This window comes from Pseudomonas sp. MMS21 TM103 (genome assembly GCF_022132145.1).
Taxonomy (GTDB): Bacteria; Pseudomonadota; Gammaproteobacteria; order Pseudomonadales; family Pseudomonadaceae; genus Aquipseudomonas.
This window is the reverse complement of the sequence record NZ_JAJISP010000001.1, coordinates 1418148-1433324: the sequence shown is the minus strand read 5'-3', so window position 1 is coordinate 1433324 and position 15177 is coordinate 1418148. Positions and strand designations below refer to the sequence as shown.

Sequence of the window (15177 nt, the reverse complement as noted above, 5' to 3'; positions counted from 1 at the left end):
CAAGGTTACCATGCGCACACTCAATCGCTTGTTGCTGGCCAGCCTGTTGGCAGTCATTCCGCTTGCGGCATTTGCCGATGATGCACCCTCGGCCGAGCCGGATGTGACCATCCGCCAGGAAGGCGACCGCACCGTTGAGGAATACCGGGTCAATGGCTTCCTCTATGCAATTAAAATCACCCCCAAGACCGGCAAGCCCTACTTCCTGGTGCGCGCCGATGGCAGTGACGGCAACTTCGTCCGCTCGGACTCGCCGGACATGCTGATTCCATCCTGGGAAATCTTCAAATGGTAAGTTGGCGGTTCTGATATGTCGGTATTCACCCCCTTAGAGCGTCACGAGCTGGAAGCCTTTCTCGCGCCTTACGGCCTGGGTCGCCTGCGCGATTTCCAGGGCATTGCCGCGGGCAGCGAGAACAGCAACTTCTTCGTCAGCCTGGAGCAGGGCGAGTTCGTCCTGACCCTGATCGAGCGCGGCCCCAGCGCCGACCTGCCGTTCTTTATCGAACTGCTCGATGTCCTGCATGAGGCCGGTCTGCCGGTGCCCTACGCTCTGCGCACCGAAAGCGGCGAAGCGCTGCGCAGCCTGGCGGAGAAACCGGCGCTGTTGCAGCCGCGCCTGCCGGGCAAGCACGTCAGCCTGGCCAACCCGCACCACTGCCAGGAAGTCGGCAGCCTGCTGGCGCACATTCACCTGGCCACCCGCGCCCACGTGCTGGAACGCAAGAGTGATCGCGGACTGGACTGGATGCTCGAAGAGGGGCCCAGCCTGGCGCTGAAACTGCCGGAGGCGCAATTGCCGTTGCTGCGCGATGCCCTGGCCGAGATTCATGCGCTCAAGCCACGCATCCTCGCTCTGCCGCGAGCCAACCTGCACGCCGACCTGTTCCGCGACAACGTGTTGTTCGACGGTAATCACCTGTCCGGGGTGATCGACTTCTATAACGCCTGCGCCGGCCCGATGCTCTACGACCTGGCAATTACCCTGAATGACTGGTGTTCGGACGCCGATGGCAGTCTCGACCCGCACCGCGCCCAGGCCCTGCTCGGTGCCTATGCCGCCCTGCGTCCCTTCACCCCGGCCGAGGCCGAACTCTGGCCGGCCATGCTGCGCATCGCCTGCGTGCGCTTCTGGCTGTCGCGCCTGATCGCCGCCGACTCCTTCGCCGGCCAGGAAGTGCTGATCCATGATCCGGGCGAGTTCCAGCACCGCCTGCTGCAGCGGCAGCAGGTCGAGGTGGCGCTGCCCTTCGCCCTCTAGTCCAGCGCTTGCGCCGGATCACGCGGGCGCCTCAGCCGCACCGGGAATACCCGCAGTTGAGGCAGGTGGCGCAACCTTCCAGGTGCACCAGCGCCTGGGTCTGGCACTTGCTGCACAGTAGCGCGCCGGGCGGGAAGCCCTCGCCCGGGTCCACCGCGCTGGCATCCTGGCTGGCCTGGTAGACCGCCCACTTCTCCGCCAGCAAGCGGCGCTGCGCCTCATCCAGCGCATGCCCCTCGAGCAGGCCGATGGCGATCAGGTGGCGCTCCAGCACCGCGCCGATCTCGGCCACCAGCGACGGCATGTAGACGCCGCCGCGCTTGAGGTAGCCGCCGCGCGGATCGAACACCGCCTTCAGCTCCTCGACCAGGAAGGTGCAGTCGCCACCCTTGCGGAACACCGCCGACATGATCCGGGTCAGCGCCACTATCCACTGGAAATGCTCCATGCCCTTGGAGTTGATGAAAATCTCGAACGGCCGGCGCTGCTCGTGGGGCGTGCCGGCGTTGAGCAGGATGTCGTTGATGGTGACGTAGAGCGCATGTTCGAACAGCGGCGACTTGATCTTGTAGGTGACGCCGAACAGGCTCTCCGGGCGCTGCAGGGTTTCGTCCATCTGCACCGGCGCTGGCGTTTCGGCGGCGGCCGCGCGCTGCATCGCCTCGACCTCGTCGATTACCTGGAAGCCGGTGATGCGCTGCTCGATCTTCACCACCATGGACGTCTCCTGCGCGCCGGGCGCTCAATACTTGCCGTAATAGCCTTCCTTCAGGGCTTCGAACAGGTTGGCGGCGCTGTGCACCTCGCCGTCGTACTCGACCTCCTCATTACCTGCCAGATCGACCAGGCTGCCGTCCTCCAGCTCGAAGCGATAGCGGGTACGCGCCAGGTCCGCCTCCTTGACCAGTACGCCCTGGAACGCCACCGGGTTGAAGCGAAAGGTGGTGCAGCCCTTGAGGCCCTGGCGCCAGGCGTACCGGTAGATGTCCTTGAACCCCGCGAAGGGGTAATCGGCGGGCACGTTGGCGGTCTTGGAGATCGACGAGTCGACCCACTGCTGCGCCGCGGCCTGCATGTCCACATGCTCGGTCGGGCTGATGTCCTCGCTGCTGACGAAGTAGTCCGGCAGCTGCTCGGCCGGGTCGTCAGTGCCGGGCTGGGCATGCGGGTTGACCAGCGCGCGGTAGGCCAGCAGCTCGTAGCTGACCACCTCGACCCTATCCTTGGCCTTGCGCCCGGCGCGAATCAGGTTGCGCGAATAGCGCTGGGCGAAGCTCGGCTCGATGCCGTTGGAGGCGTTGTTGGCCAGGCTCAGGCTGATGGTGCCGGTGGGCGCGATGGAGCTGTGATGGGTGAAGCGCGCGCCACGCTCGGCCAGCGCCGCCACCAGTTGCGGCGCATGCTCGGCCAGGTGCTGCATGTAGCGCGAATACTTGGCGTGCAGCACCCGGCCCGGCAGGCGGTCGCCGACCTTATGGCCGTCGGCGAGCATCTCCGGGCGCCGACGCAGCATCGCCGCGGTCACCTCGAACTGCTCGGCCAGCAGCGGTGCCGGGCCTTTTTCCTCGGCCAGTTCCAGCCCCACCTGCCAGCCGGTCAGGGCCATTTCGCGCGCCACCTCCTCGGTGAACGCACAGGCCTGCGGGCTGCCATAGCGCAGCTTGAGCAGCACCAGCGCCGAACCCAGGCCGAGAAAACCCATGCCATGCCGACGCTTGGCGAAGATCTCCGCGCGCTGCGGCGCCAGCGGCAGGCCGTTGATCTCCACCACGTTGTCCAGCAGGCGGGTGAAGATGCGCACCACGCGGCGGAACTTGTCCCAATCGAAGCGCGCGTTGGCGGCGAACGGCGCCTCGACGAAGGCGGTCAGGTTGAGCGAGCCAAGCAGGCAGGCACCGTAGGGCGGCAAGGGCTGCTCGCCGCAGGGATTACTCGCGCGGATGTCCTCGCACCACCAGTTGTTGTTCTGCTGGTTGACCCGGTCGATCAGGATGAAGCCCGGCTCGCCATAGTCGTAGGTGGTCGCCATCAGCGCGTCCCACAGTTCGCGGGCGCGCAGCGTGCCGTAGACCTTGCAGGCCACCAGGCCGTCCTCGCGCACGCAATAGCCCTGGTGCAGCGGCCAGTCGCGCCAACGCACCTGGGCCGGGTCATCGAGATCCAGCGCGGCGCGCTCCTTGGCATGCACCGGAAACAACAGCGGCCAGTCGGCGTCGGTCTCCACCGCCTGCATGAAGTCGTCGCCGACCAGCAGGCTCAGGTTGAACTGGCGCAGACGGCCATCCTCGCGCTTGGCGTCGATGAACGCGCGCACATCCGGGTGGGCGATATCGAAGGTGGCCATCTGCGCCCCCCGGCGGCCGCCGGCCGAGCTGATGGTGAAACACATCTTGTCGAAGATATCCATGAACGACAGCGGCCCGCTGGTCTGCGCCCCGGCGCCGGACACCAGGGCGCCGCGCGGGCGCAGGGTGGAGAACTCGTAGCCGATGCCGCAGCCGGCCTTGAGCGTCAGCCCGGCCTCGAGCAGCTTGCCGAGGATGTCCTCCATCGAGTCCTCGATGGTCGCGGAGACCGTGCAATTGATGGTCGAGGTGGCCGGCTTGTAGGCCTCCGCGCCGGCGTTGGCGACGATCCGGCCGGCCGGAATTGCGCCATTGCGCAGCGCCCAGAGAAACTCCGCATACCAATGCTCGCGCAACTGCGGCGCCTCCACCTCGGCCAGGGCCCGCGCGATGCGCTGCCAGGTGCCATCGATATCGGCATCCAGCGGCGTGCCGTCGCGGTCGCGCAGGCAATACTTTTGCGCCCAGATATCCAGCGCCGCGGCCTGCAGGGCAATCCCCGCGGCCGCTGCCGAACTGCCGCCCGCGCGCTTGGCCATCTACCGCCCTCCTGCCGCCGAGGTGATACGAGCACATCCTGCCTTTCACCTTAGCAGGCACGTGAAGCGGAGCGTCGCCGGTTATCGTGGGGGATGGCTTGTGGGAGGAAGGCAGCAACCGGCCAGAAGCGGCGGCCAGGCCGTAAAAATATGAAAAATAAATCAGTCCCCTTTTCCTGCGCCTTTTCCTGCGTAAGCGCGCTTACGCCAAGGCTGCTGACCCAGGATCGCCGCGAAACGCGCCCGCTGAAGGCTTCTTTCAAGACACGGTGCGCGCCTGGCCCGAAAGAGACTGACGTCAACGATCAGCGTCCCGGGTGTCCCGGTTACTCTGGTTCTAGTGCCGGCTACGGGTTTATAGCTTCTTCCATGATGGGTTTTAGTGGCTCGCCATCCTCGCCCAGGAGCTGGTGATCGAACGCTGCCTGTAGACCGGTATCGTCCTCGGCCTCTTCCTCGGGCCCATGGTCAATGTAACGCGGGTACAGTGGCGACAAGACCGCCGCGAGGATGCCGATTGCCGAAAACATGGCAAACGCATCGGCGTAGCCGAATTCACTCACCAGCACGCCGACGACAGGCGAGCCGGTCGCCTGGCCGATTGAGACGGCCATGAATGGCAGTACCGGCCCCATCGACAGTCGGCCCGGCAGCAGGCGAATGCCGGTCATCAGATAGAGCCCGGTCAGACTCATGTAGGCCAGGCCGAAGACCAGCGCGGAAAAGCTCGCGAGCACCAGCTGACCGGGGCTGGCGGCGAGCAATGCCAGGCTCGCAGACAGCATCGTCAGCATCAGTGCCTGTGTAATGGCCGGGTTGTTGCGATCGGCCAGGTCGGCCACCACGGCGCCGCCGAGACCGGCGATGCCAACCGCTAGCCACAGCCCCCCGGTTGCGCCGGGCGGCAGGCCGCCGAGGGTGACCACCAGATCGGGCGCGAAGATCCAGTACGCGGAGGAGACGAAGCCCATCACGAATGCAAACAGCGAGAGCCTGAACAGACGCGACCACTGCAGGGCGCTGATCGGAGGCGGTGGCGCGGCGTTCGCTGGCGTGACCCGCGATACTGAAGGGATGAAGTACCACGCGGCAATCACCCCGATACCCGCCAGGACGGCAAAGGACAGGTAGGCGAAACGCCAGGCGCCGGCCAGGAACAGAACCGCCGGTACGGCAACGATCACGCCAATGCTGGTACCCGCGTTCATGACCGCGCTGACGCGTCCGTGCAGCGAGCGTTTCACCAGTGCCTGCATGGCGGCCGTCAACGCCGGCATCATTAGGCCGGTGCAGATGCCACAGGCGAATACGCCTACGCCGAGCGAAAGGGCGGCAGAGGCCTGGCTGATCAGCGCCAGACCGCCGACGCCGAAAACACCGGACAGCACCGCGGTGTTGCGGGCACCGAGGCGATCGGCGGCGAACGGCGCGACCAGCGTGGCCAGCAAGAAACTGATCAGCGGCAGCGCGCCGATGATGCCGATCACGTACGGCGTCAGTTCCAGCTCGGCGCGGATAGGGGGCACGAACAGCCCGAACGCGAAGCGCGCGAGCCCGAAACTGATCGCGACCAACGCTGCACCTAACAGCGAAAATCCTGTGCTCGAAAGAGACCTCATACCGCCGCCGACAGACAAGCATCGAGGACTGCGGCCCGTTTCGGCTCCCGGTACCCCCCCTGCCGCACCTTGCCCCCCCGTTGATGCGCGAAATTCGTATGTATCTTGATCATCATGCAGCCCTCACATAAATGGCAGCGGGCCCGGGAGTTTTGCCGAAGACATACCTGATAATGCTTGGACCGCTATACCGATCGGGAAGGGAAACAGGGTCGGGTATCACACCCCGTAGTGAACCTTGATCTCGGCCTACGGAGCCCCTGTGCACAGTGAAACCGGACACTCACAGCCTAGGAGTTCTCCTGCCCGGATTCAAGCAAGCTACCGACTATCCCCGCTCACGCATCACCAACAGGCGGAAAACTCTAATCAACGATGCAGCTGAACCAAGGAGGGTTACCCAGCATGCGCGGCTCTGCGCTGGAGACGAAGCCGCAATGGACTGCAGCGCCTCGCTAAGCTGCTGGTCATTGCCCGGAGAAATTTCTACTGCGAGCTCCTTATAGCGTTGGCACTAACGGAGCTGATCAAATAATGCCCTCAGATACAGTTATTTTCGCCACAAAATCACTCTGGCTTGCGATTCCACATCTGCCGCTCAACTAACCATCCACCAGATGATTGTTGTTGCAGTAGCCGCGACGCCGTTAATCGAAAATCGGCAGTGTTGCCATCAGCATGGTCAACCAGAAAGACTTCGACATCAGCGATGCCGTATACCCAGTCGATCAGCAATCGAAAGCGCATTGCGGGGAGAAAAACTCACATTTCATTTTGCAACGTCGAAGCCTGCCTGCTCGCCCTTTTGAATCTGTTCCCGACCGTATCCTGGATTTGCCCTTGGAGGCATCCGAATCGCGTCCTCGGTGAAGATTGCTGCGTATTTAGCCGAGTCACTTGCGGTAATGGCATTTGCGTAAGACTGGCACATTGCCCTGAGTACATCTTCGGAATTGGATATCGTTTGACTTCCTCCATTTTGGATTCTGTCGCCTAACGCTAAGTGAAGGGAGGGCTTTAGTCCGTCCCGGTGTGCGAAGCGAGCGGCTCGAATGCTGTAAGGGATTACCCAACCCACATTGCTCGCGCCCCTGGCGAGGGGGCTCTCTCCGCACACCGGACTGGCCGCCCTTAACCGCCCGCCACTCCCACCCCACGACTTCCGCGCTTTCAGGGCGCCCTGAAATTGCAGGTCAGGTAGCGATTGCTGAAGCCGTAGCGCAGCATCGAACGCAGGCGCAGCAGCAGGTAGAGCGGGTGCTTGCGGTAGTACTGCAGCACGGCGTTGCCCACCCCTTCGGAGCGGTGCTGCTTGATCGGGCGTTTGGCGAACAAGCCCTTGAATTGCCACCACTGGATCTGCTCGAACTGCTGATCCGGGCGAAGACCGTGGCTGCGAAACAGGGTGAAAAACGAGGCTTTGCTGAAGTCATGCAGGTGGTGCGGGTTGCCGTCCAGGGTCGGGGTGATGGGCACTGAGGCGATCACCTGGCCATGCTCGGCCAGCAGCGCGGCATAGTTGGCGACCAGTTGTTGCGGGTTCGGCAGGTGCTCGATGGTTTCCAGGCTGACGATGCTGTCGAAGCGCGGCTCGGCGCTGAAGCTCTGGGCATCGGCGCAGCGGTAGCTAAGGTTGGGCAGGCGGTAGTGCTCCTCGGCATAGGCGATGGCGGCCGGGTCGATGTCTACCCCCACGAGCACCTTGTCCGGGTGCAATTCGGCGAGCAAGGCGGTGCCGTAGCCACAACCGCAGGCCATGTCGAGGATGCGCTCGCCGCTCAGGCAGGCAGCGGCGAAACGGTAGCGCTGCATATGGATGCGCAGGGTGTTCTGGTCGTCGACATTGTTCGGGTCGAGTTGCTTGGGGTAGATGCGTTCGATGGTCAGCATGCGGGCCTTCCCTGGAGAACCAGCGGTGGCGCTGATAACGCCGGACTATAGGGCAGTCCCGCACGATTAGACAGGCGCGCGCCCAGAGCGGGTCGGCGACCGCCTGGCCAGGGTCGTGGTGTGGGTCATGGGTCTTGGGCGTTTTCATGATCATCTGGTCAGAAAATTGCAGAGACCCCGAGACATGCACGACCGGCCAGATAATCTGATGAATTTGTATATCCCTTCGCACTGCAATAACGCGGAAAAACCGGCGGGGCGTATCCGCCAGCAGAATGAGGAGGTCATCCTCGCGGCTGCTGTCGAGGAGTTCGCCCGGCATGGTTTCAAGGGCACCAGCATGAATGCCATCGCCCTCAAGGCCGGGTTGCCCAAGGCCAACCTGCACTATTACTTCAGCAATAAACTGAGCCTGTACCTGGCGGTGCTGAGCAATATCCTCGAGCTGTGGGACAGCACCTTCAATCACCTGAGCGTCGATGACGACCCCGCCGAAGCGCTGGCTGGCTATATCCGCGCCAAGATGGACTACTCGCGCAAGCACCCCGAAGCCTCGCGCATCTTTGCCATGGAGGTGATCGCTGGCAGCCCCTGCCTTAGCCAGTATTTCAACCAGGACTACTGCAGCTGGTTCAATGGCCGCGCGGCGGTGTTCCAGGCCTGGATCGAGGCCGGCAAGATCGACCCGCTGGACCCGGCCCAGCTGATTTTCCTGCTATGGAGCAGTACCCAACATTACGCCGACTTCGGCTCGCAGATCTGCCGAGTCACCGGCAGGGGCGAATTGACCCACCAGGACTTCAGCCGGGCCAGCGACAACCTGATACACATCATTCTCAAGGGCTGCGGGCTGACGCCGCCGTAGCGCCGCAAGCGAGTTGGCAGCCCTAGCTCGCGGCTGAAGCCGCTCCTGCGGGATGCGCCGGCAATTACTCCACAATTATTGTGGACGGTCCTGTGGATAACCTCTGCAAAGCTGCCGCCAGGCCAGTCGCCAAAGGCCTTGCCAGTGTCTGTACGAAATTCAACCAAGCGCCCAGCGCAAGCCCAGGCGCTTGTTTTCATTAAACTTTTAGTGCCCTCCGATGTGGCTTGCCAGTGTCCTGCACGCACCATAACCGGGCAGATGGGCGCTCACGCCTGCGGCTTTGGTCCGGCTGCGCCTGGCGCGGCAGCGCATGAACGGGCCCCGAGCATTTTCCTGACTAACTGGCCAGTTTTTTGCTTATGCACCGCTAACGAATAATCACCGTCGAGCTCCCATGCCTCATTCAACGTCGCCCGCGCGCCTGGAACTGCGTGCCATCAGCAAGCGTTACCCCGGTTGCCTGGCCAACGACCGCATCGACCTGCGTATCCAGCCGGGGGAGATCCATGCCCTGCTGGGCGAGAACGGTGCCGGCAAGAGCACCCTGATGAAGATCATCTACGGCGTCACCCAGCCCGACTCCGGCGCGTTGCTCTGGCAGGGCCAGGCGTTGCGGGTGCGCGACCCGGCGCAGGCCCGCGGCCTGGGCATCGGCATGGTGTTCCAGCACTTCTCGTTGTTCGAGACCCTGACGGTGGCCGAGAACATCGCCCTGGCCCTCGGTCGCCAGGCCGGCACGCCGCAGCAGCTGGAGCCGAAGATCCGCGAAGTCTCGTTGCGCTACGGCATGGGTTTGGAGCCGGAGCGGCTGGTGCACAGCCTGTCGATCGGCGAGCGCCAACGGGTGGAGATCATCCGCTGCCTGATGCAGGACATCCGCCTGCTGATCCTCGACGAACCGACCTCGGTGCTCACCCCGCAGGAAGTCGACGAGCTGTTCGTCACCCTGCGCGCCCTGGCGGCCGAAGGTTGCAGCATCCTGTTTATCAGCCACAAGCTCGGCGAAGTGCGCGCGCTCTGCCACCGCGCCACGGTGTTGCGCGGTGGCCAGGTGTCCGGCGCCTGTGTGCCGAGCGAGTGCAGCGACCTGCAGCTGGCGCGGCTGATGGTCGGCGATGCCGAAGGCCTGGAAGCCAGCTACCCGAAGGCCGAGGGTGGCCTGACCCGGCTACACGTGGACGACCTGACCTGGCACAACGCCGACCCGTTCGGCACTTCACTGCGCAACCTGCGCCTGGAGGTGCGCAGCGGCGAGATCGTCGGCATCGCCGGGGTCGCCGGCAATGGCCAGGACGAACTGCTCGCCCTGCTCTGCGGCGAACTGCGCCTGGCGCGTAGCGAGAGCGCACGCATCAGCATCGATGGCGAGCCGGTGGCCAACCTTTACCCGGATGCCCGCCGCCAGCGTGGCATGGCCTTCGTTCCCGCCGAGCGCCTCGGCCACGGTGCCGTGCCGGAAATGAGCTTGGCCGACAATGCCCTGCTCACCGCCTTCCAGCAGGGCCTGCTGCAGCGCGGCATGATCCGCTCGCACAAGGTGCTGGAGCTGGCCAACGAAATCATCCGCCGCTTCGCGGTGAAGACGCCGGATGCACGGACCCCGGCGCGCAGCCTGTCCGGCGGCAACCTGCAGAAGTTCATCATCGGGCGCGAGATCCTGCAGAACCCGAAATTGCTGGTCGCGGCCCACCCCACCTGGGGTGTGGACGTCGGCGCCGCGGCGGCCATCCACCGCGCGCTGATCGCCCTGCGCGATGCCGGCGCGGCGATCCTGGTGATCTCCGAAGACCTCGACGAACTGTTCCAGATCAGCGACCGCCTCGGGGCGCTGTGCAGCGGCCGCCTGTCGCCGCTGAAAGCCACCGGCAAGAGCCATACCGCGGAGGTCGGGCGCTGGATGGCCGGTCAGTTCGATTCCCCGCAAGACGCCACCTGACGAGAACGCCGCCATGCTGTTATCCCTCGAACCCCGTACCCGGCAGTCGCGCGCCATGCTCCTGCTCTCGCCGCTGCTCGCCGGGGTGCTGACCCTGCTCAGCGGGGCGATCCTGTTCGCCGTGCTCGGCCACGACCCGCTGGTCACCTTCCACACCCTGCTGATCGCGCCGATCAGCGATGCATACGGCGTCTCGGAACTGCTGATCAAGGCCCTGCCGATCCTGCTCTGCGCCTTCGGCCTGGCGGTGGCTTACCAGGCGCGGATCTGGAACATCGGCGCCGAAGGCCAGCTATTGATCGGCGCCCTGGCCGGCAGCGCGGTGGCGGTCAATATCATCGGTTGGGACACGCCTTGGGCGCTGGTCTGCGTGATCCTCACCGGCGTGCTCGGCGGCGCCGCCTGGGGCGCGCTGGCGGCCTGGCTGCGCACGCGGTTCAACGCCAATGAAATCCTTACCACCATCATGCTCAACTACATTGCCCTCAACCTGCTGCTGTTCTTCGTCCACGGCCCGCTGAAGGACCCGGACGGCTTCAACTTCCCCGAGTCGGCGATGTTCGGCGATGCCAGCCGTCTGCCGCAGCTGTTCGAGGACGGCCGCGTGCACATCGGCGTGTTCTTCGCCCTGTTCGCCCTGGTGGCGGTGTGGGTGCTGCTGCAGAAGAGCTTTATCGGCTTCCAGATCAAGGTGCTCGGCCTGGACAAGCGCGCTGCCGGCTTCGTCGGCTTTCGCGAGAAAAAACTGGTGTGGCTGGTGCTGCTGATCAGCGGCGGCCTGGCCGGGCTGGCCGGCGTCAGCGAAGTCAGTGGGCCGATCGGCCAGCTGGTGCCGCAGGTGTCGCCCGGCTACGGCTACGCGGCGATCACCGTGGCCTTTCTCGGCCGCCTCAATCCGTTCGGCATCCTCTGCGCCGGCCTGCTGATGGCCCTGCTCTATCTCGGCGGGGAAAACGCGCAGATGACCCTCAACCTGCCGCAATCGCTGACCGAACTGTTCCAGGGAATGATGCTGTTCTACCTGCTGGCCTGCGACGTGCTGATTCTCTACCAGCCCAGGCTGAAGTGGCGATGGGCTCAGCGTAAAACCAGCGCCGAGGCTCTGGCCTGACAACCAACGTGCAGGCGTGCGGCCCACGCCCAGTCCCTGCCCGCGATCCCAGGCAGTTGCCGAGCGCGGGCAAGTTCGCGCCTACAGATGGGGCTCTGCCCAAGATCACGCGAGGAATCACCGATGGACCTTGAACTGCTGAGCAATATCCTCTTCGCCATGGTGCGCTGCGGCACCCCGCTGCTGCTGGTCGCCCTCGGTGAGCTGGTGTGCGAAAAGAGCGGCGTACTCAACCTCGGCCAGGAAGGCATGATGCTGTTCGGCGCGGTAATCGGCTTTATCGTCGCCTACGCCAGCGGCAGCCTGTGGCTCGGCGTGCTGCTGGCCTGCCTGGCCGGCATGTTGCTGGCGGCGCTGTTCGCCCTGGTCGCCCTCGGCTGCCAAGCCAATCAGGTGGCCACCGGCCTGGCCCTGACCATCTTCGGCGTCGGCCTCTCGGCCTTTATCGGCAGTACCTGGGTCGGCAAACCGTTGAGCGGTTTCGAGCCGATCAGCATCCCGCTGCTGGGGGATATCCCCTTGCTCGGCCACATGCTGTTCAACCAGGACGTGCTGGTGTACCTGTCGTTCGCCTTGTTCGGCCTGGTCGCCTGGGCACTGCTGAAAAGCCGCATCGGCCTGATTCTCCAGGCGGTCGGCGAGAACCCCGACGCGGCCAGCGCCATGGGCCTACCCGTGCTGCGCGTGCGCACCCTGGCGGTGCTGTTCGGCGGTGCCATGGCCGGCATGGCAGGTGCCTACCTGTCGCTGGCCTACACGCCGATGTGGGCGGAGAACATGAGCGCCGGACGCGGCTGGATTGCCCTGGCGCTGGTGGTGTTCGCCAGCTGGCGGGTATATCGCGTGCTGCTCGGTGCCTACCTGTTCGGCCTGGCCAGCATCCTCCACCTGGTGGCCCAGGGCATCGGCGTGAGCATGCCGGCCAACCTGCTGGCGATGCTGCCCTACGTGGCGACCATCCTGGTACTGGTGGTGATGTCACGCGACGCGATCAAGACCCGCCTCTACGCGCCCATGTCCCTGGGCCAACCCTGGAAGGCCGGACTCTGAGCCCAGGCAGTGGTCCTTGTGCTTTGGGAATCCATGTATCCGCGTAGCGATGCTCCGCCAGGCGTCGCCACCACCCATGCCTAGGCTCCCGCTGCCGCACCAACGGCGGCGCACCAGCTTCAAGCCTGAGCGCGAAAAACGCGCCTTTATTGACCACTTGGACAACCTTCAATCAACGCAGAACCACGGCGCCAGCGCGGCGGCGTGGCCTGCCAAATTAATTGTCCTGTTGGTCAGATTTTTGCATTAGCCAGGACGCCCTTTCGGCCCTATAAAAGAATTCGACACGGAGCATTGCACCCTATGTCCACACCTTCCCTGAAAGCCCTGGCGCGCGGCGTTACCGTCGCCATCGGCCTGACCGCAGCCCTGAGCGCCCAGGCCGCCGAGCCACTGAAAGTCGGTTTCGTCTATGTCGGCCCGATCGGCGACCACGGCTGGACCTACCAGCACGAACAGGGTCGTCAGGCAGTGATCAAGCAGTTCGGCGACAAGGTGCAAACCAGCTTCGTCGAGAACGTGGCTGAAGGCGCCGACGCCGAGCGGGTCATCCGCAACATGGCCAAGGGCGGTTACGACCTGGTGTTCACCACCTCCTTCGGCTACATGAACCCCACCGCCAAGGTCGCCAAGCAGTTCCCCAAGGTCACCTTCGAGCACGCCACCGGCTACAAGCAGGACAAGAACCTCGGCACCTACCTGTCGACCTCCTATGAAGGTCGCTACGTCGGTGGTTTCCTGGCGGCCAAGATGACCAAGAGCAAGAAGATCGGCTACGTCGCCTCCTTCCCGATCCCCGAGGTGATTCGCGACATCAACGCCATCCAGCTGGCCCTGGACACCTACAACCCCGGCAGCGAGATCAAGGTGGTGTGGGTCAACTCCTGGTTCGACCCGGGCAAGGAAGCCGACGCCGCCAACGCGCTGATCGATCAGGGCGTCGACGTGGTGTTCCAGCACACCGACAGCCCGGCGCCGATCCAGACCGCCGAACGGCGTGGCGTCTACTCGGTGGGCTACGCCTCGGACATGGCCCACTTCGGCCCGAAAGCCGTGCTCACCTCGATCGTCAACAACTGGGGCCCGCACTACGCGCGCAGCACCCAGGCGGTCCTCGACGGCACCTGGGCACCCCAAGACTACTGGGGCGGCCTGGCCGACGGCACCATCGAACTGCCGATCAGCGATCTGGTACCCGCCGATGTCAAAGCCGAAGCCGAAGCCATCATCGCCAGCATCAAGGACGGCTCCTTCCACCCCTTCACCGGGCCGATCATGGACCAGGCCGGCGCCATCAAGATTCCCGTCGGCGCCACCGCCAGCAATGCCGAACTGGCCGGGATGAACTACTACGTCAAAGGCATCACCGCGGAAATTCCGCAGTAACCCTAGCCATCACGCGTAGGCGCGGTGCTCTCCCAGGCGGGCGAGCACCGCACACCAGGGGCGGATTTCCGCCCTTTCCGCTGCCCGGAGTACCAGAGGACTCGCAGCACCTAACCCTCCAGGAACCCCCATGAACTCACTGCCCATCATCGACATCGCCCCGCTCTATGCCAGCGACCCGGCCGGCTGGCCGCAGGTCGCCCGGCAGATCGACCTGGCCTGCCGCCAGTGGGGCTTCTTCTACATCAAGGGCCACCCGATCAGCGCCGCGCGCATCGCCGCACTCACGGCCGCCGCCGTTGACTTCTTCGCCCGCCCGGATGCGGAAAAGCTGTGCATCGACATCACTCAGTCAAAGCACCACCGGGGCTACGGCGCCATCGCCACCGAGCAACTCGACCCGACACGCCCCAGCGACCTCAAGGAGACCTTCGACATGGGCCTGCACCTGCCCGCCGAGCACCCCGAGGTGCTGGCGGGCAAGCCACTGCGTGGGCCCAACCGCCACCCGCCGATCCCCGGCTGGCAGCCCTTGTTCGAACAGCACTACCTGGACATGCACGAGTTGGCGAAAACCCTGCTACGGGCCATGGCCCTCGCCCTGGGCATCGAGCGCGACTTCTTCGACCGGCGCTTCGAGCAGCCGATCAGCGTGCTGCGCCTGATCCACTACCCGCCGCGACAGACCGCCAGCAGCGCCGCCCAGCAAGGCGCCGGCGCACACACCGACTACGGCTGCGTGACCCTGCTCTACCAGGACGCCGCTGGCGGCCTGCAGGTGCAGAACCTGCAGGGCGAATGGATCGACGCGCCGCCGATCGACGGCACCTTCGTGGTCAACATCGGCGACATGCTGGCGCGCTGGAGCAACGACCGCTACAAGTCCACCCCACACCGGGTGATCAGCCCGTTGGGGGTGGATCGCTACTCGATGCCGTTCTTCGCCGAACCGCACCCGGATACCGAGATCAGCTGCCTGCCCGGCTGCCAGGATGAGCAGAACCCGGCCAGGTACGTGCCGATCGCCTGCGCCGATTACATGCTTTCGCGCTTTGCCGAGACCTACGCCTACCGGCGCGATAACGCCTGATCGCCAGGCGTTTTGGCCCGCCTTCGGGTGCAGTCTGCTTGCGCGGAAAACGCAATGAAATGGCGCAAAAAGTCCGGATAAC

At 64.7% G+C, this 15177-nt stretch carries 13 protein-coding genes; 8 read left to right on the top strand and 5 right to left on the bottom strand.

All coding sequences use genetic code 11. The features are described 5' to 3' along the window. Positions 1 to 10 precede the first annotated feature (10 nt). Together LJY18_RS06600 and LJY18_RS06595 are read left to right on the top strand one after the other, a co-directional pair. Positions 11 to 295, top strand: coding sequence for a DUF2782 domain-containing protein (locus tag LJY18_RS06600; protein ID WP_238040979.1), 285 nt, complete (start codon positions 11 to 13; stop codon positions 293 to 295). A gap of 15 nt (positions 296 to 310) precedes the next feature. Continuing rightward, on the top strand, positions 311 to 1261 hold the full coding sequence (locus tag LJY18_RS06595) for a homoserine kinase (protein ID WP_238040978.1): 951 nt from the start codon (positions 311 to 313) through the stop codon (positions 1259 to 1261). A gap of 31 nt (positions 1262 to 1292) precedes the next feature. Here the strand turns inward: LJY18_RS06595 and LJY18_RS06590 are convergent, their stop codons facing one another. From LJY18_RS06590 to LJY18_RS06570, 5 genes are all read right to left on the bottom strand, one after another. After that, complete coding sequence (locus tag LJY18_RS06590) at positions 1293 to 1979, bottom strand: TSCPD domain-containing protein (RefSeq protein WP_238040977.1); 687 nt, start codon at positions 1977 to 1979, stop codon at positions 1293 to 1295. Positions 1980 to 2003: 24 nt separating this feature from the next. Continuing rightward, positions 2004 to 4145: an adenosylcobalamin-dependent ribonucleoside-diphosphate reductase gene (locus tag LJY18_RS06585; protein ID WP_238040976.1), complete on the bottom strand. Its 2142-nt coding sequence runs from the start codon at positions 4143 to 4145 to the stop codon at positions 2004 to 2006. A gap of 347 nt (positions 4146 to 4492) precedes the next feature. Beyond that, on the bottom strand, positions 4493 to 5764 hold the full coding sequence (locus LJY18_RS06580) for an MFS transporter (protein WP_330872717.1): 1272 nt from the start codon (positions 5762 to 5764) through the stop codon (positions 4493 to 4495). A 567-nt stretch (positions 5765 to 6331) separates the two neighbouring features. Further along, positions 6332 to 6499 carry a hypothetical protein gene (locus LJY18_RS06575; protein ID WP_238040974.1) on the bottom strand — a complete coding sequence of 56 codons (168 nt, stop codon included), beginning with the start codon at positions 6497 to 6499 and terminating at the stop codon, positions 6332 to 6334. Between the two features lie 435 nt (positions 6500 to 6934). Continuing rightward, entirely contained in the window at positions 6935 to 7654 is a 720-nt protein-coding gene (locus LJY18_RS06570; protein WP_238040973.1) for a class I SAM-dependent methyltransferase, read from the bottom strand. 208 nt (positions 7655 to 7862) lie between these two features. Between LJY18_RS06570 and LJY18_RS06565 the strand changes: the two genes are divergently transcribed. From LJY18_RS06565 to LJY18_RS06540, 6 genes are all read left to right on the top strand, one after another. Next, a complete protein-coding gene (locus LJY18_RS06565; protein ID WP_238040972.1) occupies positions 7863 to 8519 on the top strand; it encodes a TetR/AcrR family transcriptional regulator in 657 nt (218 codons plus the stop codon). 397 nt (positions 8520 to 8916) lie between these two features. After that, a complete protein-coding gene (locus tag LJY18_RS06560) occupies positions 8917 to 10458 on the top strand; it encodes an ABC transporter ATP-binding protein (RefSeq protein ID WP_238040971.1) in 1542 nt (513 codons plus the stop codon). A gap of 13 nt (positions 10459 to 10471) precedes the next feature. Next, positions 10472 to 11569 (top strand): ABC transporter permease, encoded by a 1098-nt coding sequence (locus tag LJY18_RS06555; protein ID WP_238040970.1) that lies wholly within the window; start codon positions 10472 to 10474, stop codon positions 11567 to 11569. A gap of 123 nt (positions 11570 to 11692) precedes the next feature. Further along, positions 11693 to 12619: an ABC transporter permease gene (locus LJY18_RS06550; protein ID WP_238040969.1), complete on the top strand. Its 927-nt coding sequence runs from the start codon at positions 11693 to 11695 to the stop codon at positions 12617 to 12619. A 303-nt stretch (positions 12620 to 12922) separates the two neighbouring features. Beyond that, positions 12923 to 14005, top strand: a complete 1083-nt coding sequence (locus LJY18_RS06545; RefSeq protein WP_238040968.1) for a BMP family ABC transporter substrate-binding protein — start codon at positions 12923 to 12925, stop codon at positions 14003 to 14005. 130 nt (positions 14006 to 14135) lie between these two features. Further along, complete coding sequence (locus LJY18_RS06540) at positions 14136 to 15095, top strand: 2-oxoglutarate and iron-dependent oxygenase domain-containing protein (RefSeq protein WP_238040967.1); 960 nt, start codon at positions 14136 to 14138, stop codon at positions 15093 to 15095. Positions 15096 to 15177 lie beyond the last annotated feature (82 nt).

Excerpts from the sequence above, each read along its gene's own strand:
- LJY18_RS06560 (WP_238040971.1), top strand. The coding sequence starts at position 8,917 with ATGCCTCATTCAACGTCGCCCGCGCGCCTGGAACTGCGTGCCATCAGC.
- LJY18_RS06580 (WP_330872717.1), bottom strand. The coding sequence starts at position 5,764 with ATGAGGTCTCTTTCGAGCACAGGATTTTCGCTGTTAGGTGCAGCGTTG.
- LJY18_RS06585 (WP_238040976.1), bottom strand. The coding sequence starts at position 4,145 with ATGGCCAAGCGCGCGGGCGGCAGTTCGGCAGCGGCCGCGGGGATTGCC.
- LJY18_RS06600 (WP_238040979.1), top strand. The coding sequence starts at position 11 with ATGCGCACACTCAATCGCTTGTTGCTGGCCAGCCTGTTGGCAGTCATT.
- LJY18_RS06555 (WP_238040970.1), top strand. The coding sequence starts at position 10,472 with ATGCTGTTATCCCTCGAACCCCGTACCCGGCAGTCGCGCGCCATGCTC.
- LJY18_RS06595 (WP_238040978.1), top strand. The coding sequence starts at position 311 with ATGTCGGTATTCACCCCCTTAGAGCGTCACGAGCTGGAAGCCTTTCTC.
- LJY18_RS06590 (WP_238040977.1), bottom strand. The coding sequence starts at position 1,979 with ATGGTGGTGAAGATCGAGCAGCGCATCACCGGCTTCCAGGTAATCGAC.
- LJY18_RS06540 (WP_238040967.1), top strand. The coding sequence starts at position 14,136 with ATGAACTCACTGCCCATCATCGACATCGCCCCGCTCTATGCCAGCGAC.
- LJY18_RS06565 (WP_238040972.1), top strand. The coding sequence starts at position 7,863 with ATGAATTTGTATATCCCTTCGCACTGCAATAACGCGGAAAAACCGGCG.
- LJY18_RS06545 (WP_238040968.1), top strand. The coding sequence starts at position 12,923 with ATGTCCACACCTTCCCTGAAAGCCCTGGCGCGCGGCGTTACCGTCGCC.
- LJY18_RS06550 (WP_238040969.1), top strand. The coding sequence starts at position 11,693 with ATGGACCTTGAACTGCTGAGCAATATCCTCTTCGCCATGGTGCGCTGC.
- LJY18_RS06570 (WP_238040973.1), bottom strand. The coding sequence starts at position 7,654 with ATGCTGACCATCGAACGCATCTACCCCAAGCAACTCGACCCGAACAAT.